24 protein-coding genes and 1 pseudogene are annotated in these 25,610 nt (G+C 38.5%); 4 read left to right on the top strand and 21 right to left on the bottom strand.

From position 1 onward, the window contains the following. Positions 1-62: 62 nt before the first annotated feature. The 5 genes and pseudogenes from ACY8DX_RS09390 to ACY8DX_RS09370 form a co-directional block, all read right to left on the bottom strand. A complete protein-coding gene (locus ACY8DX_RS09390) occupies positions 63-971 on the bottom strand; it encodes an EamA family transporter (RefSeq protein WP_462406673.1) in 909 nt (302 codons plus the stop codon). Between the two features lie 199 nt (positions 972-1,170). Then, positions 1,171-1,290: pseudogene (locus ACY8DX_RS09385) on the bottom strand (IS110 family transposase); the annotation flags it as partial. A 105-nt stretch (positions 1,291-1,395) separates the two neighbouring features. After that, complete coding sequence (locus ACY8DX_RS09380) at positions 1,396-1,827, bottom strand: hypothetical protein (RefSeq protein ID WP_462406672.1); 432 nt, start codon at positions 1,825-1,827, stop codon at positions 1,396-1,398. 22 nt (positions 1,828-1,849) lie between these two features. After that, positions 1,850-1,981, bottom strand: coding sequence for a hypothetical protein (locus ACY8DX_RS09375; protein ID WP_462406920.1), 132 nt, complete (start codon positions 1,979-1,981; stop codon positions 1,850-1,852). 85 nt (positions 1,982-2,066) lie between these two features. Then, a complete protein-coding gene (locus ACY8DX_RS09370) occupies positions 2,067-2,336 on the bottom strand; it encodes a hypothetical protein (RefSeq protein WP_462406671.1) in 270 nt (89 codons plus the stop codon). A gap of 400 nt (positions 2,337-2,736) precedes the next feature. On the opposite strand from ACY8DX_RS09370, the gene istA reads away from it, so the two are divergent. Both istA and istB read left to right on the top strand, forming a co-directional pair. Next, complete coding sequence (istA, locus tag ACY8DX_RS09365) at positions 2,737-4,281, top strand: IS21 family transposase (protein ID WP_462406919.1); 1,545 nt, start codon at positions 2,737-2,739, stop codon at positions 4,279-4,281. Further along, on the top strand, positions 4,281-5,045 hold the full coding sequence (istB, locus tag ACY8DX_RS09360; protein WP_462406005.1) for an IS21-like element IS643 family helper ATPase IstB: 765 nt from the start codon (positions 4,281-4,283) through the stop codon (positions 5,043-5,045). The genes istA and istB overlap by 1 nt, the downstream gene beginning before the upstream one ends. 39 nt (positions 5,046-5,084) lie before the next feature. Here the strand turns inward: istB and ACY8DX_RS09355 are convergent, their stop codons facing one another. The 10 genes from ACY8DX_RS09355 to ACY8DX_RS09310 all read right to left on the bottom strand — a co-directional run bounded on the left by ACY8DX_RS09355 (position 5,085) and on the right by ACY8DX_RS09310 (position 19,732). Beyond that, entirely contained in the window at positions 5,085-5,333 is a 249-nt protein-coding gene (locus ACY8DX_RS09355; protein ID WP_462406670.1) for a hypothetical protein, read from the bottom strand. Positions 5,334-5,732: 399 nt separating this feature from the next. Then, on the bottom strand, positions 5,733-6,398 hold the full coding sequence (locus ACY8DX_RS09350) for a hypothetical protein (protein WP_462406669.1): 666 nt from the start codon (positions 6,396-6,398) through the stop codon (positions 5,733-5,735). Positions 6,399-6,427: 29 nt separating this feature from the next. Beyond that, a complete protein-coding gene (locus ACY8DX_RS09345) occupies positions 6,428-12,688 on the bottom strand; it encodes a DNRLRE domain-containing protein (RefSeq protein ID WP_462406918.1) in 6,261 nt (2,086 codons plus the stop codon). A 734-nt stretch (positions 12,689-13,422) separates the two neighbouring features. Next, positions 13,423-14,756 (bottom strand): IS3 family transposase gene (locus ACY8DX_RS09340; protein WP_462405853.1). Its coding sequence is split into 2 segments (ribosomal slippage): positions 13,423-14,375 and positions 14,375-14,756, totalling 1,335 coding nucleotides; the frame shifts between segments, so codons are not numbered across the junction. Between the two features lie 753 nt (positions 14,757-15,509). Next, the gene (locus tag ACY8DX_RS09335; protein ID WP_462406668.1) at positions 15,510-15,848 is read right to left on the bottom strand and encodes a VOC family protein; all 339 of its coding nucleotides are present in this window, start codon (positions 15,846-15,848) and stop codon (positions 15,510-15,512) included. A gap of 81 nt (positions 15,849-15,929) precedes the next feature. Further along, on the bottom strand, positions 15,930-16,472 hold the full coding sequence (locus ACY8DX_RS09330; protein WP_462406667.1) for a DUF5412 family protein: 543 nt from the start codon (positions 16,470-16,472) through the stop codon (positions 15,930-15,932). Between the two features lie 39 nt (positions 16,473-16,511). After that, positions 16,512-17,309, bottom strand: coding sequence for an aminoglycoside phosphotransferase family protein (locus ACY8DX_RS09325; RefSeq protein WP_462406666.1), 798 nt, complete (start codon positions 17,307-17,309; stop codon positions 16,512-16,514). Between the two features lie 254 nt (positions 17,310-17,563). Continuing rightward, positions 17,564-17,782, bottom strand: coding sequence for a hypothetical protein (locus ACY8DX_RS09320; protein ID WP_462406665.1), 219 nt, complete (start codon positions 17,780-17,782; stop codon positions 17,564-17,566). Positions 17,783-17,969: 187 nt separating this feature from the next. Next, positions 17,970-18,224 (bottom strand): hypothetical protein, encoded by a 255-nt coding sequence (locus ACY8DX_RS09315; RefSeq protein ID WP_462406664.1) that lies wholly within the window; start codon positions 18,222-18,224, stop codon positions 17,970-17,972. 665 nt (positions 18,225-18,889) lie between these two features. Continuing rightward, positions 18,890-19,732, bottom strand: coding sequence for an alpha/beta fold hydrolase (locus ACY8DX_RS09310; protein WP_462406663.1), 843 nt, complete (start codon positions 19,730-19,732; stop codon positions 18,890-18,892). 192 nt (positions 19,733-19,924) lie between these two features. Here ACY8DX_RS09310 and ACY8DX_RS09305 point away from each other — a divergent pair, with 192 nt between their 5' ends. Continuing rightward, positions 19,925-20,362, top strand: a complete 438-nt coding sequence (locus tag ACY8DX_RS09305) for a MarR family winged helix-turn-helix transcriptional regulator (RefSeq protein ID WP_462406662.1) — start codon at positions 19,925-19,927, stop codon at positions 20,360-20,362. Between the two features lie 120 nt (positions 20,363-20,482). Here the strand turns inward: ACY8DX_RS09305 and ACY8DX_RS09300 are convergent, their stop codons facing one another. The 4 genes from ACY8DX_RS09300 to ACY8DX_RS09285 form a co-directional block, all read right to left on the bottom strand. After that, the gene (locus tag ACY8DX_RS09300) at positions 20,483-21,214 is read right to left on the bottom strand and encodes an ABC transporter permease (protein ID WP_462406661.1); all 732 of its coding nucleotides are present in this window, start codon (positions 21,212-21,214) and stop codon (positions 20,483-20,485) included. Next, a complete protein-coding gene (locus ACY8DX_RS09295; protein WP_462406660.1) occupies positions 21,211-21,945 on the bottom strand; it encodes an ABC transporter ATP-binding protein in 735 nt (244 codons plus the stop codon). The genes ACY8DX_RS09300 and ACY8DX_RS09295 overlap by 4 nt, the downstream gene beginning before the upstream one ends. Next, entirely contained in the window at positions 21,945-22,376 is a 432-nt protein-coding gene (locus ACY8DX_RS09290) for a helix-turn-helix domain-containing protein (RefSeq protein ID WP_049671135.1), read from the bottom strand. The genes ACY8DX_RS09295 and ACY8DX_RS09290 overlap by 1 nt, the downstream gene beginning before the upstream one ends. A gap of 313 nt (positions 22,377-22,689) precedes the next feature. Further along, positions 22,690-23,904, bottom strand: coding sequence for a putative multidrug effflux MFS transporter TcaB (locus ACY8DX_RS09285; RefSeq protein WP_462406659.1), 1,215 nt, complete (start codon positions 23,902-23,904; stop codon positions 22,690-22,692). Between the two features lie 165 nt (positions 23,905-24,069). On the opposite strand from ACY8DX_RS09285, the gene ACY8DX_RS09280 reads away from it, so the two are divergent. Continuing rightward, positions 24,070-24,582, top strand: a complete 513-nt coding sequence (locus ACY8DX_RS09280) for a DnaA N-terminal domain-containing protein (protein ID WP_462406658.1) — start codon at positions 24,070-24,072, stop codon at positions 24,580-24,582. An 80-nt stretch (positions 24,583-24,662) separates the two neighbouring features. On the opposite strand, the gene ACY8DX_RS09275 is transcribed toward ACY8DX_RS09280, so the two are convergent. Together ACY8DX_RS09275 and ACY8DX_RS09270 are read right to left on the bottom strand one after the other, a co-directional pair. Continuing rightward, positions 24,663-24,842 carry a hypothetical protein gene (locus tag ACY8DX_RS09275; RefSeq protein WP_462406657.1) on the bottom strand — a complete coding sequence of 60 codons (180 nt, stop codon included), beginning with the start codon at positions 24,840-24,842 and terminating at the stop codon, positions 24,663-24,665. Positions 24,843-25,016: 174 nt separating this feature from the next. Further along, the gene (locus ACY8DX_RS09270) at positions 25,017-25,265 is read right to left on the bottom strand and encodes an NUMOD4 domain-containing protein (RefSeq protein ID WP_462406656.1); all 249 of its coding nucleotides are present in this window, start codon (positions 25,263-25,265) and stop codon (positions 25,017-25,019) included. Between the last annotated feature and the right edge of the window lie 345 nt (positions 25,266-25,610).

Below are 25,610 nucleotides of genomic sequence, written 5' to 3'. Positions count from 1 at the left end.
TATTTATCCTTTAGAATCCTATTTTTCTCCTGCTGCTTACTCTTCTTCAATGTAGCAGTACTCTACAGCTCTTCCGCAAATCCCAGTATGGCAATACCAATCATGACAATGGTGATAACCAGGTATTGCTGTTTGTTCAGTTTTTCTTTTAAGAATATACGAGATAATATCACAGATACGATGCTATAGGATGCGATTAATGGTGCAGAAATGAAGGCATTGCCCGTCATCGCAAAGACATAGAAGAATTGTCCGGCTGTTTCCATAATGGCGGCCGTTGCCCTCACAGGCTCTTTAAGAATATTAAACCGTTGTTTTTTCACAAATTTAATATAAATAAAGCAGACAATAGCGACGATAAACCAGGTAAACTCGTAGGCTAAAAGGGCCGCATCCGCGCTCATCAACTTGAGCTCATCAAGATAAATACCATCAGCCAATGTTCCTAGTGCATCAAAGATGGCATAAAGAATCGGGAATGTTATCGCTAATACCCCAATTTGATACTTCGGATCGACACTCACATTATCTGCCTTCAAGATGGCTGTTTGTGCCCTTTTTTCAAGAACACCCAATCCGATAACCCCGCCCGTAATCAGGACAAGTCCTACAATTGTGAGCCAATGAACGGACTGCGGAAAGAGAATGACTAGTAAAATAGCTGTAATCGCACCGGAAGAATTTTGCACCGGGGAGGAAATCGATAATTCCAAATACCGTAAACCAAAATAACCAATGACCATCGAACTTATGTATAAAGCAGAAACAGGTAAGTATTTAATCATATCCATCAGATTAAAAGATACCTCGTTAAATAGCATGTAACCTATACCATGAATACCCATAACCAAACCAACCATGACGGAAACCTTTAAATGGCTTAGTTTATCATCGGCATCCGATCCCTTTTTATAAAACAGATCAGCACAGCCCCATGCTAAAGTAGTCAATAAGGCAAACAAAAACCACATAGCATTTAAGACTCCTTCTTACATTTTTTGCGTCTTCATCGAATTCTCATAACTAATTCGAAAAAAACCACAGGAAATATAACTATATCATATAATTTCAGAATAATATTCTATAAAATTAAATAAACTGAAAATATTTTTTTAGGTAGGATCAATTTTGCCGTTTTGCTTCCACATACATATTCGTTACGATCTCCTATTGCCTAGATAGATTACGCAGGTTCATCAGTTGAATTCCCCGCCATTTATAAGGTTCAAAATCCTCTTTGTAATTAAGAACACATAACTGATAGGCATCGAATGCATCTGTTTCTACTTTTCAGTAACCGACCATCTTTCCTTGTATTTTTATATTGCAGACAACATAGAAATACAAAATAATTCACAAGAAAATTAGATGACGATAAATGAAAATCAATTTTGGTCAATTATCTTCCTGAACTTCTCTTACAAAATTTTCGTGGTCATACTCCCATCTCCATTCTAAATAAGCTTCATTTCCTACTGAATTATCCCAAGTATCGCCAAATGAATTGCACCTAATATTCATTTCTTTTTCCGTTAAAGGAATATTTCCTAAATTAATGACTTCCTTAGGAGGTGTTCCATCAACCCATAAAAGAGCTCGTTTATTATTATAAAAAAACCTATTTTGACGTAATATTTGCTTTAAACTGCTATCATTGATGCTTGGAATCTCCTCCCCTATATACGGAGTTGTTATAAGGATGTACGAACCTTCAACCTGATTGTAATCAGCTACTCTTATAGCACCAAATCTTTTATCTGGTAATCTTATAACATAGACATCTCCAATCGACACTTCATTTTTACTTTTAACCCCCTGTTTTTCCACTTTAAGATCCTCCCATAATCTATTAACTCAGTGAATATGTTTGTTCCTCTCTCGACATCCCTTTATAGCCATCTTGTTTACCAGCTATTCTCAATAAATTGAATAAGTAGCATCCATTTGTTATAGATAATAATTCTTTATACTCATTTGGCAGTACATCATATTCTTCCTCAAGCTCTTTTATTTCTTGATCATTTTATGGTCTAATGATGCATTTACTTGAAAAATGTGTATTTTTCTTATGAATTTGAAAAGGCTAATACAACTACGGCATTCAAGAAGTACAACCCGCCATACACTAATGCAAACAGTGCAGCTCCAAAGCCACTCCCTTTATCAAAAAGTGCTACAAATTCGAAAGTTGTATAAAAAACTAGCGGTGAAAGTAAAACCATGAGACTACCGGTACCTAGCATTCTTTTTGTTTTTCCCCTCGCAAAGAAATACACAAATAGATTCACACCAGTAAATAGCAAAACACCAAGACAAATGATTAAAAACAAATCCACCTTATCTCTCCTATCATTGAATTTGATTAGAACATGAACAAAGATTTTACCTCTTGCCTTACCAAGAGCTATTTAATAACCTTTCGGAGTATGCCTTGTCTTTTATGATTTTGACGAGATTAATCACTGTACCGGAAAAACAATTGTAAAAGAAGCCTGATCTATTGAGGACCAGGATCCTTCGTATATTCCCCACTTATTCGTAAAATTAATTATCCGTATCACATTCCCTGAACCATCCTTATAAATCGCATACCGCCCTGGCGGATGTAAACGTTAGAATAAAGTTGACAGTTTTTGCTTGATAGGATTTTACACTTTTGCTCAATCAACCTACTACTTTAGTAAAATAGATGGTGACATTATTTTACTGGGGGTTAGGGTTTTGGAGGAGAAGTTAGTGTTATATGTCAAGATTCATGAATTGCGTAAGAGGAAGTTTAAAGTCGCACAAATCGCTAAGGAATTGAAGATTTCAAGACCAACTGTCTATAAGTATTTAGAAATGACATTTGATGAAGCAAAAGCCTATACGGAACAGCCTTTGGGGAAGAAGAAAAAACTAGACCACTATAAAGACTGGATACTTGCCTGGCTTGAAGAGTACCCTCACCTCAGTAGTGCACAAATTCATGATTGGCTTTTGGAGAGATACCCCGACCTAGTGGTCGGTGGAAGTACGGTAAGAACGTATGTAAGAGATATTCGTGAAACCTATCAGATTGAGAAAAAGGTTGTTGTCCGTCAATATGAAGCCGTTCCTGAACAGCCAATGGGCAAACAGCTTCAGGTAGACTGGGGTGAAACCAAACAGAAAACGACAGACAATAAAGAAATCAAACTGTACTTTATTGCTTTTGTGCTCGCTCACTCCAGACATAAATATATGGAATGGCAGGCACATCCTTTTACCACGAGAGATGCCATTCGTTGTCATGAAAATGCATTCCAGTTCTATGGTGGACGAACAGAAGAAATTGTTTATGATCAGGATCACTTAATCACAGTGAGTGAGAATGCAGGCGAGCTACTGTTAACAGCTGAATTTCAAAGCTATGTGAATGAGCGTAAATTCAACATTCACTTGTGCAGGAGAGCCGATCCAGAATCTAAAGGCATGATTGAGAATGTAGTGAAATACATAAAAGGTAATTTCGCTGACAGTCGTGTGTTTAGCGACATAGAAGATTGGAATGATCGAGCGCGACAATGGCTTGAACGTACGGGAAACCATCAGGTTCATCAGACAACGAAAAAAAGACCAGCAGAAGTGTTTCTCCTCGAAAAGCAACACTTACAGCCAGTCTCTTCGTTACTTTCATATGAAAGTACCCATAACCAAAGTATAACAAGAAGTGTAAGCAAGGACAACACGATCCGTTACAAGTCAAACCGGTACTCCGTCCCACTAGGGACTTATCAAACAAGGAGTAAGAATCTTGTCTGGATTGAAGTGAATGATGAAAATCAACAGACGCTGGTCATACGCAGTGAAGCAAATGGTCAAGTCATCGCCAAACATCTTGTGAGCTCAGAAAAAGGGAAACTCATTCAAAATCGCCATCACATTCGTGACCGTTCCAAAGGGATTGAAGAACTTAAACAACGCCTCGTCTCTCACTTTGTAGATCAGGATCAGGCAGCTGCTTATTTAGATGAAATCAGCCAACGATACCCGAGATATCGTCGAGATCAGTTTGCGATTATCTCTAAAGTGATTCAACAGTATCCATTATTAATTGATACTGTGTTGACAAAGTGCAGAGTAGAGAAATTATATAATGCGAATGATTTCCGGGACATCGCCCATCATCTGGATACACTCCGTGATGAATCGATTGAAAAGGTAGAATCCTTTCGTTCCAGTCTAACAAATCATTCTCATATCAAAGCCCCAACCCGTTCTCTACAGGCCTATACCAGCATCTTAGGAGGTAAAGCCTGATGAACAAGACTGTGCATGAATTACAAGATCAATTTCGTCAGTTACGTTTATCAGAGACAGCGGAGGAGCTGCCTCAGCTTCTTCGCGAAGCTGAAAAAGCCTCATGGACCTACTTGGAGTTTCTAGAATCTATCACACGATATGAATTAGCAAAACGTGAGGCAAAAAGCCTTGAAAAAAGAATGAAATGGGCACGCTTCCCTTTTGTGAAGTCGTTAGATGAGTTTGAACTGAAAGGACAAAACGTTCTGACAGCCCGCGAACTTTCTCAACTTCGGGAATTAAGCTGGCTAGAGCAACAGTACAATTTAATCCTTTTGGGCCCGCCCGGCATTGGGAAAACATATATCGCAATTGGATTGGGACTCGAGGCCGTATACAGAGGGTTCAATGTTTACTTCACCACTATGGGGGAACTTGTACAGCTTTTAAAGACAGAAGAATATCTAAATAAGGCTAAAGTTCAGCTCAAAAGAATAAGGAATGCCGACCTTGTCATTATCGATGATTTAATGTACATGGCGATGGATCAAAGAGAGGCCAACTTATTCTTTCATTTGATTAACCATTTATACGAACGAAGTTCGATTATCCTGACGTCAAATAAAAGTCCGGATGAATGGGGAAATTTAATAGGAGATCAAGGGATCACAACCGCTATTTTAGATCGCTTACTTCATCGTGTAGAAGTCATCCGTGGGGAAGAAAATGAGGAAAGCCATCGTATGAAACACCGAAAAAGCATTTTTTCGGCAAAAGTGTAAACAAGAAACGAGCAAAAAATGTAAAAATCGACTTGACGTCTACAGCGGAATATCCACCGGCTCCCTGACAAATGTGAGGATGTCTTTCTTTTCTTGAAAGAACTCATCCACGCTTTCAACGAGGAATACCCCTCCCGCTCCGAGGTCATGCTCATCATTCTCGATCAACAGCTTCACGTCCGTTCCAGGCAGCTGGAGCGCAATCGCCTGCTCTCCCTCACGCCACTCTTCTCTCAATAGTACGATAAGGAATCCATTAGATGGATGATACAGAAGCACTAATTTCAAAAATTTCATTCCTCTATAAATAATATGTTTATGTCTACGATACCTAATGAAGCTTTTACTCAAACAATCTTATCTGTATTTGTGGAACACGCTGTGCAACAAGACAATTCGGGTAGTGACAGGCACAATTATTCGAAACCGGATATAAATTGAATACGGTATTGCACTATACCTTTTTTTCCAAGGGAAACAGCGGTCTCCACTATTTCCGCCAAATCCAAAATATTCATTAAAAGATTAGCTATCCTCTTCTGTATTTCCTCATCATATTTACATGAAAATAAAATAGTCTTTTCTCGATTTTAATCAAGAAAAGACCTCATATTATTTAGAATGCCTTTTATCGTATGATTGACCAATAGATTTGCATTTCTACTAAATATTTATATGATGATAAATTTAACATTTATTATCGGCATAAAAATCACATAACATTTCTTCAATTTCCAAATTACCGACAACACCTAAAGGGTTACGTATATTTATTGCCTCACTTTCCTCAATTCTTTCACATTCAAAGATTTCTTTTGTACTATCTCCAATGCTTTTATAATAATTATCCATAAACTTAATTGCATAACTTACTTTACTTAATTCTTCAATAGAAAAAATGACAGAAGAATAGTGACTAACATATTTCCATCGATAATTTTTAATTGAATAAAAACCAGAATTAGCTATCATCAAAAATGATTTATTACTAATAAGATGAAAAATTTCATCAATAGATAATGGTTTATCGTTAAATTTATTCAAATAAGCGATAATGACGTCATCATCTTTTTTTATTCTTAAATCACCATTTACTATTACACCATATACATACTTTTGAATCTTTTCTAGATAGATTTCAAATATTTGTCCTACATAAATATTTTTAAAATGCTTTGGTCTATTTTTAAACTTTAAATGAACTTCTGTTACAACTTTATTCTCAAAATCTCTATAATCATATTGTAATGCGCTTAGTATTTTATTTTCTAATAGCTCTATATCATCATTATTCTCCTTATATAAACTAATTAAAATTTCATTTAATTCCTTGATACTATCTCTATCTTTCATTTATATTCACCTCAAAAAATATTACCTTCTTAACGATTTCTATAAACACTTCGTGAAGCACTCATGTAATGCTTATATTTTTTGTTTTTCTTACTAATTGGTCTAATTTTGTTTCTCAATTTTTTCTTTCCACCATTTTTCAAATATAGTCTATGTTCTAGTCCTCTCGCTTGACTATAACTTAAACCCGATTTAACAGGTGTAAATGTAGCATCTTTATGCTTTTTACTATGTGCATATTTTCTACTTTTAGGATTTTTTGTTCTTCCTACATATACAACTTTCCCTTTCTTCGTAAGGGTATAAACCGTATGCGAAGCTTTCTTGGCAGCTTTTATTCTACTTCCGCCTATAAACCCAACAGCTGATGCAGCCGCAACACCCTTCCAGCTTTTTCCGGACTTATAAGCTTTATACCCATCATAAGCAGCAAAACCAGCATTCACAGCTAACCAGAAATAATGCCCATCCGGATCTACCAACATAACCGGATTATTATTAGCATAAGTATACCCGTTTTGCGTTAAGATATCATCATCATCGCCAGGATCTGGATCTAGCGAGAGGAATACACCATGAGTTGGGTGATAGTATCTCGCCATGAGATAATACATGCCCGTTTCGCGGTCAAATTGATAGCCTGCATACCGGTATGGATTATCTGCAACAGAGTTGTCCTCTTCCACAGTCAATGGATTGCCCCATGCATCATATTGATAGCTTGCAACCACTTCACCTTGCTGGTTCGTTAAGGCAATGACATCACCGTGGGCATTGTAATGGTAGAAATATTTAGCATTGCCCTTTCTCATAGAAAGCAGCTGTCCTGATTCTGAGTAAACATATGACCGGACAATCTCATTATTAGCATTTGTTTCATACAGGACATTTAGGCTATCGCCATCATAATAATAATTGGTAACCCCCGAATTCACAACCTTCTGAATTCTACGCCCGTCTTCATCATATTTATAGGTAACAAATGGTGATGTTTCACCCACTTTGTTAATGGCAACCAATTGATCTTTTGCATTCCATGTATAACGATATTGCCCGTCCTGAGTCCGGTTTCCATTCGCATCATAAGTAATGGATTCCTGGCCGAACTTAATCAGTTGGTTTGCCTGATTATATTCACTCGTGATACTTGTCGTTTGTCCTTTAGTCGTTTTCTTGACAAGTGTACGGTTCCCAAAACCATCATACGAATAGTCAATTTGAGTACCATCACGCAATACTTCTTTTTCAAGCTGATCTAGCTTTCCATATTTGTACGTAATGGTGTCACCGTTTTGATATTTAATTTGTGTCCTATTCCCATTTTCATCATATGAGTGGGTTTCATCCAGTACATCGTTCCCATTAGCGAGTCCAACCACTAACTGCGATACTAAACCACGGTCATCATATTTGAATGAGGCACCTGCACCATTTCCGGTTGTAAAGGTTTTAACATTGCCGCGTTCATCATAATCAAATCGATAATTTACTTGTCCATCATTCACTAGAATATTCTGATCCAGCTCATTATACTGATAGGTGTTTTTAACTACATTGCTTCCGATAGTCAGTATAAATTCATTTAGCTTATCAGAGGTAGATGAATACTTCCATTCCTGGATTGCGCCTGCGTCTGTCTGCTTCGTTACGCGATTGGATGTATCATATACTCTATTCTTCGTTCGATTCTCTTTACTGTACACAACTGATAATTCATTTCCATTCTTATCGTAAGTGTACTCATAGACTAATTCATCGTTGATTTTTTCATTCTTAATTCGGTCCGTTCCATCGTAAGTCCAAGATAATGTTTGGTTATTAGGCAATACCGTTTTAACCTTGTTGCCATTAGCATCATATTCATTTTTTGTCACTTCATTGAGAGGTCCTGTTGTTTCAATCAGGTTTCCATTAGCATCATATTGATACGTAAATTCCTGAGCAGTTCCCTCGGAAGGCACAATTTTTTTGGACGTCATATTCCCATTTTTATCATATTCATATTGAATGCTTGTCCCGGTGCTAAGTGTTAATTTCTTAAGCTGATTGGATGAATCATATTGGTATGCTTTTACCTCACCTTTTGCATCCGTTTCGGTAAGTTTATTTCCATAACTGTCATATGAGCTCTTTTCTTTATTACCAAGTTCATCTTCGCTCTCTGTAACATAGTTTCCTGCTTGATCGTATTTGTTCTTTGTAATAACAAAACCTTTTATGACTCTCAAATCATCAAACCAAACTGTTCCTGTATAATTTCCTTTAAATACTGTTAAGATATCAATCTTAGTTATTGGCTTATCAGCAGGAATATTAACGGCTGTTCGGTTCCACTCCTGAGTCCCAATTGGGAAAGCAGAAATGTATTCTTTTGACGTACCATCTGCATAATATACTTTCCCAACAATGGAATAATCCCGCTCCGTTACCGTTCCTTTCTTCGTGACATTATCAGCCTTGCTTAAGCCTGTTAATGTTAAATGTAATGGCGTATCAGAAGCACCTTGTCCAACATTAATCGTTTGTTTGTACTCACTGGCAGCCTGTGTTTGAGATGTTCTTGAAACCTTTAAGGATGAGCTATCGTCAAATCCGTTACTGGAATCAAGTGCTCCACCGGAACCTGTCCAGCTTGTAAAACTTTTAAAGCTACTATTAATGACCGGGTTAAAGCTAGATGATACCTCAGCCTTTTCCAATTGAATCGTATCGAACCATGCCGTGCCGGAAGCACTTGCGTCTGAATGTTCAACTTCTAAATAGATGCGCACTTTAGCTGTTTTTGCTGGTGTTTTAAATGAGAATTGGCGCTCAGTCCATGTTCTGTTCCCAGTAATTTGGCTATAGCGGTTATCACCCCATGCAATTCTTTTATTCTCAGAATCAAGGAATTCAACATTAAAGAAGGCATAGGCTTTTGTTAAATCCGTTTTGATAACGCCACTAAGAGAATATTGCGTATTCTCTTCAACTTGCACCTCTTGTGTGGACGCAATATAACCTTTTGAAGAACTAGTTGGTTGTATAGTCATTTTTATTGATTTATTACCGGTAATGCCGTGATAGGTCTTTGTAGTTGAATCAACAGAAATACTACCCGAATCATTTGATTTTTTTTCGGTCCAGCCAGCTAAATCGTTCTCAAAATTATTATTTGATAAGAGATTTGAAGCAGTTCCTAAAGAGTAACTTGACTCTATTAAGTTCCCATTACTATTACCATTGGTATCCTTTTGATACTTTGCAATCGATGATGTTTTTCCGGTCTGATCGGTCTCAGAGACGGCATCCAAGCCTTCGTAAGCGATTGTTGTTTGATCTCCTTCTGTATCAACAACAGAAGTAACATCATTGTTGCTATTATATTCATATGTTTCGGTGCCATAACTGTCTGTAGCAGTAATGACATTTCCGTTTGAATCATATTCATATTTTTCCGTCGGCTTGGATGCATTTTCATCATTAGGATCTTTTGACTCTATTAAGTTATTTCCTTCATATTTATAGCTTGTTTTTATTTTCAAACCATCTACATCTTCAATGACTTCTGTTGGATTGGCCGCTTCATTATAAGAATATTTAATCTTTCTACCGTTTGGCTGCGTAAATAATAAGGATTTATTCGTCAAATCATATCCTAATATATATTTGTTTCTCTTCGGATTGGTTGCCTCTGTAAGATGTTTAGTAGATGAATTATATACATATTGATTGACTACCGGCTTTGCTTCCGTATGGTTTGGTTCATAGATTTTCGTTAATAAACCTGCATTATATTCATATAACGTTACTTCACCTGATGTTTGAATGGCCTTTGTCAGGAAACCATCTTTATATTCATAAGTGACTTTCTTATCGGATGGACCAGTTAGAGTTTTCACGAATCCTTCAGAATTATAAGCTATTTGTAGTTTTCGTCCCGAAGCATCCGTTATGGTCGTTAACTTCCCAGCTGTGTCATACGTGTATGTCGATGCATTCCCATATCCATCTGTGATTTTCGTTAATCGTCCGTGTGCCTTGGAAAAATGGGCATTGGTTTGATCTTTTGTTTTCAGCACAAAATGTTCATTATTTTCCGTTAATTCCAGATATACTCCAGTAGGAGCCTTAAACGTCCCATCCTCTAATTTTGTAAATAGATGAACGGTTCCATCCTCATCAATTAAGGTTACTTTCTTTCCATCTGATGAAGATGTTACTGACATATCCACATCTGCCTGCCAACCCGGTCCAAAAATACCTATGGAATTGGACAAACTGTTATAGGTTCTAGAAATACCTATGGAAGGTCCTCTGCCTGATAGGGAAAAATCATCTTCCTCTATCATCAGATTTCCGGTAGCCATATTTACTTTCCCAGAAGGCACGTCAATGATTGACCAATATTCTTCAGAACCTAAAAATTCGACCGGTTCTCCAAAAGTAGGGGTTAACGCATTGGAATAGATGGTTTCTCCCTTTTTGTCATAAGCACTTATCCTGAACCAATAATTCTTTCTCGTTTGATAATTGCCACCTGAGTTTTTATATACAGGAGATGGATCAATGGCTAATTCCGCTCCTTTACCATCCGTATGAAGAGTATATTTTCCCTCATTAATTTCTGTAGCGGTTGGCCAAATACCCTTATTTTGTGATGTCCATGTTGTTTTATCGCCAACATCATATGGCTGATAACTCTTCCCGTTAAATACCCAAACTTTATACCCGGTTGCACCTTCTATCTCATCCCAGTTTAATACCGCATAACCCGATTTGCTCGTTAGCATGTTCGTATAGGTAAACCCAGTAGGAGCTGCAGGTTTTTTTATCGAAGTGATTGATGGCTTATATGCATTTGAATTGATTGTTTCCCCCTGTGAATTATAGGCAACAACCCTAATCCAGTAATTGGTGCTTGTTTGATAATTCCCGCCAGAATTCTTATACACCGGTGCAGGATTTACTGCCAATTCGCTTCCAGCATTATCTGATAAATGTAGTTTATATTTGCCTGCACTAATTTCACTGCTTGTCGGCCAATATTTCTTGCCCTTAGTCGTCCATGATGTAACATTTCCAACATCTAATGATTCATATTCTTTTCCATTGTATAAAAGAATTTTATATCCTGTCGCTCCACTGACAGCCTTCCATTTGAAATCAATATAGCCTGTTCCGTTTCCATTTGAATAGCTTGTTCCCGTAGGAGCAGGCGGCAGCGCCAAATTCGGTAGAGTTGGTTTATAATATCCTGATTGGGGGCCTTCACCTTGACTAAATATGGCACTTACCCTAAACCAGTAATTTTTACTCGTTTGATAATTCCCACCTGAATTTTTATATACAGGCGAAGGATCAATAGCTAATTCTGTACCAGTTCCGTCCTGATGTAAATCGTATTTACCCGCACTTATTTCTGCAGCTGTTGGCCAGATTTTTTTACCCTTGGTGGACCATGATGTCACGTTTCCCACACTGAAGGATTCATACTCTTTACCATTAAATATCCAAACTTTATATCCAGTCGCTCCTTTTACTGCAGACCAAGATAAATTTGCATATCCTGTACCATTCCCATTTGAATACAACTTGCCAGTAGGAGTGCTCGCTGTTGGGATGGTATACGTAACAGAAAGATAAGGTTTTAAGTTGGAATTTGTCGTGGATACAACTTTTTTCCAAAACGTTTGTCCATTCCCGTTAGTATGCAGTTTAAATCCGTAATTTGTTTTTGCACCACTTGCCCATTCTTTAACAACATTCGTTACATTAAATTGTGCCCAGCTATCCCTTGCTACATCAACTTTACCTATATTCGTAGAAGCCGGCTTGTTGTTCCAATTCAATGTACTCGCAGTCCAAGAACTATTAACAGTGTCTAACCACAATCCATTGGCTGTAGAAGCATAGTAGGCATGTGTAACATAAACATTAAAAGTAGCACTGGATACATTCATATTTTTGAAGCTTGTAATACTGTGGTTTAAGAATCCATAAGTCGTGCCAGTAGTACCATCATAATAGCCTGTTTTCAATACATACTGTCCTTGACCTGAATCCCATTTACTCGTTGAAGAACTATAATTGGTGGTAGGATATGCACTCATGACAAAAGTATCAGAAGATGTATTTATAGATGTGGTCGGATCAATATAAACAGGGTATTTTCGCTCTTTAGCTTTTAACCAGTCTGGGTTTGCAATTACGGTCAAAATATACCCGTCTTGATCTTTTTCCAATTCATATTTAACATCTTCAGATTTTTGAGGTTCCCCTTTGTGGTCATCATAATTGGAGTCTGTCATGAAGGGTTTTGGTAAATCAAAGATTTTTTTAGAGTCTTTATCAAAGAAATGGATTGATCCATCCTTTTGTATTTCTGCATCTAGATCCGTTCCTAATTTAAATTTGAAAATATGATAGCCATTGTATGATTTGAGGACTAGATCTTCTTTTACATTTTGACCGAAAGTGAGATTTTGTAGATCAATATTAGGAAATACATTTTTATGCGTGATTTTATTCGTCTTTTTCTTATATTGTGCATGGACATCTTTTGCTGTTATCATTTCTTTATCTTCACCGGATGCTGACAAAATAGAATAATCTATTTTATGACCTTTAATTTCAAATTCAGCATAATGTCCGGATTTCATTTTCTTACTAAAAGTAGTATTGATTATTGTGTTTTCTGTATTAATTTCATCTGTATTATTGTTATCTTCAACTAAATCAGCCGAAATCTCTTCAAGATACTTTTTTCCCTTTACTTTTTTATGAATGGGCTCAAAGTAAATCTCTTTACGATACTTCCCTTTCCCTTCATAGAATACTTTTTCATTTTCTGTTCTCTTTTCAATAACTTCGCCAATTTCGTAATCATCTATTGTTGGGTTACTTGCCGAATTACTTGAACTGTTACTCTCTTCATTTTTAGTTGATGGCTCAGCATAACTATTAACCGGTGGAATGCTACTTACAATCAAAAGGGCTACTAAACATTAAAGTGTACCCCTTGTAAAGGACATTTTGAAAAAGCCTAGGCAACTTGTTGAAGCTGCTGTCTGTATTTTGCAGGCGGCAGCTTTTTTAAATTCCATTGCCCTCGATAATGATTGTAGTAAATCATATAACGCTTAATTTCTTGTTTTACTTGTTCCAATGTTTCGCATTCCTTGATGTTTGATTCATCTTTCAAATGACCAAAAAAGGATTCCTGTGGGGCATTGTCCCAACAGTTTCCTCGCCGTGACATCGATTGGCCTAGTCCCATTTTCTTCACTAATGCCTGGAATGTTGGATTCGTATAATGAAACCCTTGATCTGAATGGATAAAGGCATCTTCTGCTAAATGATGATGGATTCGTTTCAACTTTCGTATGGTATTTAAGGCAATATCAAGGTGAAGGGAATCAGATACTTCATAGGCGAGAATTTCATTGGTCTCCGCGTCCTTGACCGTTGATAAATAGGCACGTTTTCCTTTCTTGTAAGATAGGTACGTGATATCGGTTAACAGGACCTTTCCTGCCACTCCTTGTTTAAAGTTGCGTTGTAAGGTATTCGGACATGTGCGATGTTCCTTTGTTGCCTTGACCATCCGTCGATAGGGATTCGCTTTTCGAATGGGACAAATGATCCCGAATTTCTTCATGATGCGGCGAATGCGTTTCAGGTTGTAAGTGATTTGATACTGGTTTTGAAGCGTCATTTTAATTTGACGTGCTCCCTTTTTACGTCTGCGGTAATGATAAGCCTTAAGAATCCATTCTTTTACTCTTTCATCCGCCTCATCTTTAGCCGTGCGCTTTTGGGCTGATTTTTCTAGAAAGTAGTTATAGTAACCTGAACGAGATACCCCCATGATGTCGCATAAATAGCTCACCATGCGCTTCAAGTTGTATTTCTCCATCGTATGCTTGATTAGTTCGAACTTCCATTTTGAGGTGATTTTTATTTCTTCTTCAACATCTGCCTTTCGAGTAGATCGAGCTTTTTTAATAGTTCATTCTCTGCCTCAAGTAAACGATTTTTCGCTTCTAACCGTCTAATCTTCTCCTCTAGCGTTAATTCTCGATTTGAAGGTCTTCCAGAATTGGTTATACGTGTATCCTGTAAACCGCCTACACCTGCTTTGCGATAGGCTGCCCGCCAACGTTTTCCGGCAGTTCTGACACGGTCAATACCGATTAAATCAACATTCAAACCAGCCTCTTCGAATATTTCTCGCGGGAATTTACCTTTCTCATTTTCCGCAATAAAATGACGTTTGAATTCATCTGTATAAGTAATGGCTTTATCACTCACTGCTTTCACATAGGTATTTTTCTTTAATAGTTCTTGTTCTTTTTGGGTCAATAATCTTTTAGTCATTTCAATCCGCTCCGACATCTTTTTTCTCATTATAAACAAAGTACCCCATCAGATGGACTTTTTTCAAAGTGTCTATCTGATAGGGTACATTTTAATTGTATTAGGCCTTTTTTCCAAATACTTTTCCTCCTTAATATAAAAATTTGAATCTATTTCTGATATAACAGTTGTTCTTAGCTCACCTCCTTTAAGACATTTTTTACATCTTTTACATATTTTTCACATTACTCAAGGATATTATAATCAGTTAACAAATTTATTTCACCAAGAAAAAAAGACTTCGACTAAAATAGATAGATATGCCTATTTTTATCAAAGTCTAGTAGTTTTCTTATGTCTGGAAACGGACTAGTTTATTAAAAGAAAATAAATCCAATCACATACTAATAATCCCATCGCCTTTTTTAGATAAAAACTTTCTTAACGATTGGTTATGCCAAGCATTTTTCGCTTTTATTAATGTTCAAATTGCGTCGAATTTGTACTAATATAATAAAAATAGTACGAGAGAAAACTATCCCCATTTTATCGTTCTTGGACTCGGCATTACCTGCCTATCCTTTATCCTAAGGAAATGAATCTTGTCATCTTTAATTGGACTAAGTATATCCTAGCCGCCGGCAGCAATTTACTGATTGCTGTATATCTATTGAAATGCCGAAATCATTGACCACCCGACTCACCTTGGATTTATCGCCTCCATACGAAAAGAGAAGCCTGATCCCATGGGACCAGGCTTCTTCTCATTCTTTCTCACTCATTCGTAAAATCAATTATCCGTATCACATTCCCTGAACCATCCTTATAAATCGCATACCGTCCTGGCGGAATATCCACCGGCTCCCTGACAAATGTTAGGATGTCTTTCTTTTCTTGAAAGAACTCATCCACGCTTTCAACGAGGAATACCCCTCCCGCTCCGAGGTCATGCTCATCATTCTCGATCAATAGCTTCACGTCTGAACCAGGCAACTGGAGCGCAATCGCCTGCTCTCCCTCACGCCACGCTTCTTCAAACCCAAGCGTATCGCGGTAATATGATAATGACTCCATAAGATTATCGACCGGGTGATACAGAAACACTAATTTCATTGACTTCCTCCTCTATTCATCATCTTGATATGTAAATGGCACATTTAGTTATTAATAGAGTAAGCTTTTTACCATATTTTATCAATCTGAATAACATGTTTCATATGTATCTTTCATCACCAGACTTTGACAAGCTAAGCCTGCACCATGATAGATTTCGTTCTTCACGTTTAATTCCCTTGATTTATGGATGCCGGTTGCTTCATTCTGGATGTAAAGCACATCATCAGCTGTCCACTCCAAATCTATCTCAGCCACTCCATTCCCATAATAAATCGTTTTTCTTGCATCCTCATGATCATGATCTGTAATCTCCACCCACACATTCACCCCGCCGGCCGCACCGCCATATGATTCATAATACGCATTAGCTGTATATCTTCCTGTAGGTGATTCTATTGACTCTGACCCGTTTTGCATCAGTTCTCTGTCAATCCTGTTAAAAGTGAAAAAGTACATTTCATACATATAAATAGAAGAGACAGTCACAATCCCGGTCAATGTTATAACTAATAGCTTGGAAGGGAATGCTCTCTTCCTCATAAGGAACATCCCTAACCTCACACATAGCAGGAAGAATAACAGAATGACAATCATTAAAATGATCATACCGATTATCCTCATCTTTCTCCCTCCATTCGTTCTGTGTCCTTTACCTCATCATCAAATCCAATCTCCCCCATGACTCCGAATGAATTGCAGATCCTCCAGATAATGCTGGTCATGCCCTTCCTCAATCATTTGCTGAAAGGCCTGGTCGCCTTCTTGGGCTTTTCTGTACATAATCTTCACCAATCCCTCGACCCGAAGGAGCACCATCTCAAGGAATCCCTCTTCCATTCCTTTCACGCCATAGGCTGCAAAGAATACTCGAACTCTTTCTTTTCGCCGATTTGCATTTCTCTCTGCATCATAGTAAACCGCCTCCCCCGCTTCATTATGATGAAGCCTGCTTAACGGAACACATGTGTATAAGGCATAGGCGATATCCCAAAGTCTCGGTCCTGGAGCAGCCATGTCGAAATCAATAATGCCGGCTGGCTTTCCGTTATGAAAAACCATGTTATATACAGCGAAGTCATTATGACAGATGACCTCCATTGGCTCTGGAGTGTTATCGTTTGGCTGCCAGCCCTCTTCAATCCGAAAGTCACTGACGGCATCATGGTAGCCACGAAGCATTTTCGCGATTCCTCTTAACGACTCATCCGACCACATATAAGGTTTTAACGGATAATTACCCGCTTCTCCTTCAATAAAAGATAAGATCTCTCGATTCTGTCCATCGATGCCTAAATATTTCGGTGCCTGCTCGAATCCTTTGCTTTCTAAATGCTGCAATAGTCTATGGATTCTATCACTGCCAGGCTTTACATGCCGGCGAACTGTATCACCAACGCGATAGACGTTTGAGACATTCCCGCCTGACAGCCGCTCTTCATGATCGTTTTTATTATTCATTACTTCTCCTCCTCATAAGGGACCTTATGATCGGCAAAAAATACAGGACCTATCTTTATATCAGATTAACATATATATCCAAAATATTGAGATGTTCATTTATTAATCACTATCATTACATGTCCTTTATCTTGGAGAACTGATATTTCACAGAAAATTAGCCTTATCTGGAGCATAAAAAAAGAGCTGAATGAACAGCCCTTAAAGATAGTTGCATAAAATATTCATTGCTCTTTTGCTTAAAAACACCATAATTAATGATATGTACCAATCAAAATAATCGAGACCGTGATCAATAATACCATGTATGGCTCCGCACTATATTCCCCTTTTAAACCAATAAGCGGTGTGATAATTCCTCCAACGAAGCATTGAGGGAGGCCAATTAAGCTAGAAGCACTGCCCCTTTTTTTCTGTCCGCTTACGGCAAGCGCGAAGGTGAAGGTGCCGATTCCTGCGACCGGCGCTACCATAAAGAAGAATCCTAGGATAACCAGCCATATGCTATAGCCCTAGGATAGCGCAAACACCGTAATCATGGCGCCGATAACATGATGATTCCTCGCTTCACCCTTTTTACATAATGGAGATTTAGAATAAGTTAATAAAAATAAGGCGGAGATATTTCTCCACCTCTCTTTGTACATTAATTAATTTCTATTATTCAACATCCTCTGCTTCTGTTCTTAATACATCTGCACTTCTAATTGTTAATATTTTTTTGGTATGGTCAATTGAAATAAGCGAGTCCCATGTTGGTTTTAGCTGTAATACATCTTTGTCATCAATCCATATGACAGCGACTAATTCTATAGCACCTTCAGTAACTATCATTTTACGTGCTTGTTTATCAACAACAGCGTCCATCTTATCTTCCAATTCTATTTGCCAATCAATAAAGTTGATATTTTTCATTATGTATGGCTCCTTTATTTACTAATGACATTCCCGGCTTTATCAAGTGAAGCTACCTATTTGGATTTCCGGTTTTTCAGTCTTCCCTTTACCATTTTAAACCAAGTGACCAGATGTGTCTTTGGTTATCGTCCATTTTCCATTCGTATAAGTTCCGCTACTCTTCTCTAATGGGTGTTACCGTTCTTGTCTTTAAATTTTCCTAAATTTACTTTCATAATCAGAGGATTTATATTTTGCTGGAATCTTTTCTGCAGCTTTTTTTTGCAAAGTATGTAGATACTTTATTGTAAAGCCAAGAACCAGCAGCTATTGTAACACCGCCTATTACTAGTGCACCAGTAGCAGTAATGGCAGCTTGACCTATTCCTGGAATAAAATAAATACCTGCAGCTGTGCATTCTTTTTATGTTGTTTGCTTAACCTGAGTCATCTCAATCAATAATTGTTTAACAGTATCCCTTTTTAAGGATCTTAGATTGTATGTTAAAACCCCACTTTTCTATTCTAACCATTAAAAAGTGGGGCGTGTTATCCATTTTTATTTCCTTATACGGCTGCTACGTCTGCATAATCATTAGAATGAGGAAGCTGACTTCATTCAACCGGATGGTTATTCAAGTTTTTCTTGTTTTCGATAATGCCAGTCTATGAATATACAGGATTCAATTTGTTTCATTTAAGAATTTGATAAGTGATCCGTTGAATTCATCCGAATGTGTCACATTAAATCCATGCGGACCCCCTTTAATGACAACAAGCTGGCTATTGGCAATACGCTCATGTGCCTTTTGTCCACTGACTTCGAGTGGAACAATCGCATCTGAATCACCATGGATAATCAGTGTTGGTACGTCAATTTTATCTAAATCATCACGGAAATCTGTTTTACTAAATGCTGTAATACAGTCAAGCGTGCCCTTTGGTGAAGCGAAGGCTGCAATGTCACGATTGTATAGTCGGAATTCTTCACTCACCAAATCGGTTCTATCCCCAGATGCAAAGAAGTTCGTCGTGAAATTATCCAGGAAGGCAATGCGGTCTGCCTTCACGCCATCTTGCAAGCCTTTGATTGTCTCATCGTCAAATCCGCCATCTGGAATATCCTCAGATTTATAAAGATACGGTGGTACTGCCCCTGCCAACACCGCACTTGATAGACGATCTGCTCCATAAGTACCGATATAGCGAGAAACTTCACCGCCGCCCATCGAGAATCCGACCAATGTTATGTCTTGAAGGTCTAAATGAGTAATCAGTTTATGTAAATCAGCCGCAAGCGTATCATATTCATACCCATTCCATGGCTGTGATGACTGTCCGAATCCGCGTCGATCATACGTAATAACACGGTATCCAGCTTCCACTAACGCAGGCACTTGTTTTTCCCACGATCTTCCGCTGAGCGGCCAACCATGAATCAAAACGACCGGTTTTCCTGAACCTACATCCTCGAAGTGAATCTCAATAGGTGCACCATTTTCAAATCCAACTGTAACCTTGCTCATTTACATTCCTCCAATATGAATATTTTTAACTTATATTTCACAAAATTAAATTGTGCAAAATATAAATCGTGAGTTAATCTTACCCTTCCTCCATAAACATTGTCAACAATTATGTTTTGCAAAACTCTTTTTATTGTTTAGCAAGTATGTTAAATTATTCATAACATAATACTATTCATTTGAGGTGCAAACATGGAGAAAACTGACAAGGATAAACTTAACCTGCAAAATCACTTATGTTTCTCATTGTATGCCTGTTCAAGGGCCATCTTACGACTTTACCGCCCTATTCTAGATGAACTTCAACTTACTTACCCACAGTATCTGGTCCTCGTTACATTGTGGGAGAAGCAACAATGTACCATTAAAGAACTGGGTGAGGCGCTTTATCTCGATACCGGCACACTGACTCCTTTACTCAAGCGTATGGAAACTGCTGGCCTCCTCGAACGCCGCCGCGATACAGTGGACGAGCGCGTCGTGAATATCCACATTACACAGGCAGGAAAAGCTCTGCAAGAGAAATCATCCTGCATTCCGCAGTCCTTAATTGACTCTTCTGGTATGAATAAAAAGGAACTAGATGAAATAAATGAAACGATTATGCGCCTGCTGCATCAGCTTAATTAACCAGTAGATGCATACGAAAAATCCACTCTATAAATAATAGAGTGGATTTTTCGTATGCATCAGTTATTGGCTATTCTGATACTTATTGGGTTGTTGACCACTGGCTGTAACATGTATAGACTAGACTTCTTGCGTTTTCTTTTTAAAGACAAAGATTGAAATAACTATGATGATGACCGCATAGGCAATTACCCACCAAAGATGTGGAAGCATGGCTTCATAAGTTCCATTTAATACAGCTTTTCCGACTTCTACTGCATGGACAAATGGCAGTGCATGAGCGATATCCTTAAAAATTCCTCCCACTAACTCTAAATCAAACCAAACGCCCGATAGCCATGCCGAAACATTCGTAAGGAGCGCTCCACAAATTCCTGCTGCAGCCTTTTCGCTAAACAATGTTCCACAAATCAGACCAAGGCCAATATAGATTAATGCCATAGGTATCAATATCATTATTACCGCAAAAATCGTCATCGTAAAATCGAGCCCTAGAAATAAGGCAGCAAACAGGCACACAGCTACTTGTATAACTGACATGATAACCAGAGGCAATGTATATCCTAAAATAAAATTGTGAGCGGTCATCGGAGTTGTAAATAATCTCGTTAAAAACGAACTAGCACGATCTTTTGCTACTACTTGAGCCGCAAACAATGCCATAAAGGAAAGACCAAACACTGCTATACCAGGAGCTAATGAAGAAATATCGAATAAGTCCACAGGGATACTGCTATTAATCGCTGATAAAAGAATTAGTAAAATAAGAGGAAAGGCCACACCAAAGAACATTGAAATAGGATCCCTGATAATTTCTTTCATTACTCGATTAGCAAAAATCATGGTTTTCATCCTAACCCCTCCTTTGTTACTATTTTCACAAAGGCATCCTCGAATTTCCCTGTGTTTGTCATAGATAGGAGTTCTTCGACTGTCCCAATGGCTTTTACTTTCCCATCTTTCATGACACAAATACGATCACACAATGCTTCTGCTTCTTCTAAATAATGAGTTGTTAAAACAATCGTTGTTTTTTCTTTCAATTTTTCAATCAGAGCCCATAATTCCCTGCGTCCTATAATATCAAAGCCCAATGTAGGCTCATCTAAAAATAAAATTTTCGGCTCTGAAATGAGCGCAAGAGCAATACTGAGTTTCCGTTGCCAGCCTCCGGATAACGTTTTACTCTTTTGATGTTCATACGGCTGTAAGGAAAAAGCAGCCATCATTTCGGCTGTTTTGCCCTTGACCTCTGTTTTTGAGTATCCATGAATGCCAGCCATTAATTCCAAGTTTTCACGAACGCTTAAATTGGGAGCAATCGCCGTTTCCTGCGGGGAGACTGCAATCATTTCCTTTACCTGTTCTTGGTCTTTATTAATATCATATCCTAGTATAGATGCACAACCGTTTGTAGGGACTGTTAAGCAGCACAGCATTTTTATTAATGTTGTTTTCCCTGCTCCATTTACCCCTAGTAAACCAAACAGCTCCCCCTTTTGAATAGAAAACGATACATCGTCAACAACCGTTTTTTCATTGTATTTTTTGGATAAATGATCAATTGAAATGGCATGTTCCATCACTCATCCCCCCTATGAAACGGTGATTGCACAAGATTAAAAAAGGCATCCATCATCTTTTCTGGGACAATACCAAGGCCTCTATCTTCATCACCTACAATAACAAGGGAGTCCCCTGGTTCTATTTGAAAGACATCGCGCGCTTTTTTAGGAATAACGATTTGCCCACGTTCTCCCATTTTAGCAACGCCAAAAAAGTGTTTTCCCTTTGGCGGTATGATTACATTCGTATCCTCTCCGTCAAAATTCACTAAATTATCAAGAGATACGTTATACAATTTAGCTAACGCCTGACAATGTCCTAGATCAGGGGTTGATTCCCCCTTTTCCCATTTGGCAATCACCTGTCTTGATACATTAATCCTGAAAGCAACTTCTTCTTGTGTTAATTTATGTTGCAACCGCAGATTCTTCAAATTCATACTTATCATACTTTTCATACCTCCTCTATTTATTATTCATGATTATTACACTGTTATCCACCAACAATCCGTGACAATGATGTTAATATTCGTAGCATCTTAGCAAAAATAAGGGACACGATACAGCGCACTGCATAGCATCCCTTTTTTCCTTTCGATTATCTTCCCGAGACGATACACCTTGTTCAACTAATCTCACCCTGCTCCTATAAAAAATTGGCTGGCATGAGTCAGGGTGAATCCCATCTTCATACCAGCCAACTATCAGCTTAATCGTAATTCTACTTTTTTGGGGTTTATCTCACTTTGACAATAGATTGCATCATTTCATTGTGCTTGTTTGTTTTTTCTTAAAGACCGAATAATTCATGATATGTAAACCAATCAAAATGATAGCGACAATCACCACTAAAATCATGTATGGCTCTGCACTGTATTCCCCTTTTAACCCGACAACCGGCGTGACAAGACCGCCGACCAAGTATTGCAGGAGGCCGATCAAGCTGGAGGCACTGCCTCCTTTCTTCTGTCCGCTGACGGCAAGCGTGAAGCTGATTGTGCCAATTCCCGCAACCGGTGCGACCATGAAGAAGAATCCGAGGATAACAAGCCAGACGCTTGATTCTTGAGAAAGCGCATATACCGTAATCATGGCACCGATGATTTGGAGGCCTGTATAGAAGCGCAATAAGGTTAGGCTATTGATGAAATCAATCAACCTTCCCGTTAATTGGGCAAGGATAATAAGGCCGATTCCGAGACAGGCGAAGACAAAGCTGTATTGCTGGGCGGTGAACCCGTACAGATTTTGGATAATGAATGGTGAGGCAGACATGTACCCAAAGAAAAAGGCAAAGGTAAATCCTTGAATCAGTCCCGGAATGATAAAGGTTGGTGTGGTGATGAGGTGCTTATAGTCCTGAAGAATCGTTTTGAAATGGGCTTTGCTGCGTTGTTCCTTTGGCAATGTTTCAGGAATCTTAATGGCGGTTCCAAACACCATCAATACACCGAATCCCATGAGAATTCCGAAGAGGACTCGCCAAGTGGTAAAGGACAGAATAAACCCGCCTAATATCGGTGCCAGAATCGGGGCAGCTCCATTCACGAGCATGAGCGTCGCCAAGAATTTCGTTAAGTCTCTCCCCTGGTAGAGGTCACTCGCAATCGCCCGCGATATGACGACCCCAGCTCCACCCGTGAATCCTTGTATGAACCGGAACGCCATTAATGTCTCCATGGTTGGCGCCAGCGCACACATGATGGATGAAAGCGTAAAGATGACCATACAAATCACTAACGGCTTTTTACGGCCCATACTGTCAGATAGTGTTCCAATCACGATGTTTCCTGCCGCAAGCCCGATCATAAAGAAGGTCAGCGTCAGCTGGACAGCGGATGTGGTCGAATGTAAATCATTCATAACCGTCGGCAATGCAGGCAAATACATATCGATGGACAATGGTCCGAATGCAGCCAGCGCCCCCATGATGACAATAAACAGGATGGTTGGTTTTGACGTAGTAGTTTGTTTCATTTATTTCACTCCCTTTGCTAGTTTATCAAAAGATTGAGGGAGTGATTAAGATTCAATTTTTACTAATTATTGTTAATAGAAAGGACAGAGTTCTACATACAACTACACATGCTAAGGAATATAGATTCACCTCTTTGCGTGCCTTGCATCTGGCCAAGATTTATAATGAAGATAAAGAAATCTTGGAAAGGAGCGCTGAGCATGCTCACGGAAAAGGAACGATCCATTTTGAAAATGAACAAGGAAGTATTGCTCTCCCTTCTTCAGATGGAGGAAGTACGTGTGGCGTTCAAGATGTTAGTCGAATACAGCACCTTGCCAGAGAAGGAGCAAATCCTCTTCTATTTGGATGCCGGGGAATACAGGCTAGCTCTGGATTCTATTAGCCAGTTCATCGACCAAGCGGAGCAAGAAAAGGAAAACGGAGAAGCCGCAACAGACAGAGATTTATGGAACCAAATCTTAAAGAAAGTGGCTGAGCAGCTTTCAGAGCCGAGCTTCAACACGTGGTTCAAAGGGACTTCCCTCTATGCGCAAGAAGGAGACGTCCTTTATGTGACCGCATCCAATTCCTTTGCGCGGGATTGGCTTGAGGAGCGCTATTCCGAAATGGCTAATCAAGCCATCGCTTCACTAGGGTTACCCTATACCGTGCGGTTCATCGCGAATGAAAACTAATGAAGCAAAAAGGAGAACCCCCTTGTGGTGGAAGTTCTCCTCTTATTTTGCCCCAATTTATTCGTAAGACAGCATCTACCTCAAAGTCTTCCAACTAACCACGGCACAAGCAAGATACTCACAGCTCCCCAAACGGTGGTCCCGCCGATTAGCCATAGCAGGTTTCGCTCTGTCGGGTCTTTCAGGATCAGCTTGATTACCACAAGTGCACAACATCCAAGGATGATGAAGCTAATAGACAGCCAAAATAATAAATCCATGTTTACCTCCTATTGTTGTCATCGGTTGTTACCCCTATATTAGTCTAATTCACGAAAAGAACCTTAACTCCTCCTTACGAGAAGGAAAAACCATTAATTTGTAGTAGGGAAATAAACGATGTAAACATAAAAAGAATACACCTTAGGGAGTGACAGGCACCCATCTAAATTTGTTTAATAAATTCTCTTTTTGGCACCTTTAAACAGCCTTTCAGGCAAATCTTCAAATGCTTCTTTCCATACCTTAAATACATGATGATTCTTTGCTTCGCCATTTTTATGCAATCTGACTATGTGAAATCCATATTCATCGTCACACCTAGCTAAAAACCGTTCACGACGAAATGAAAAAATTCTGCCTGATTCGGTCACTTCATATAGTCTTTCGTATCCCTTAACCGGCTTTCTCTGTTCTTGCTCCATTAGTAGATTTCACCTCTTCTCTTGTATACTTCAATCAATTTTCCCCAAAATCTTTTGGGTTGTAGCGTGTTCTATAGTTCGGATCATAAATAATTCTAATAAAAAATATCCATGGTAACGGATTTCAATCCTTATATACGTCTATTACATATTCTCCCCTTGTAGACTGAATCCTTTCTATTTTCATAAGTTGTCCATTGAGCTTGACTCCCTTATTAGAATTTCAACAAAACAAGAAAAAATCCTCTATTAAGTCCGAATTGTTAATTCAGAAGCAACATCAAGTTAAAAAAGGCAATATAAAAGACGACCATTTTCTAGTCGCCTAAAATATATATTCAGATT

The organism is Gracilibacillus sp. Marseille-QA3620 (assembly GCF_054950035.1).
This window is presented reverse-complemented; position numbering and strand designations above follow the sequence as displayed.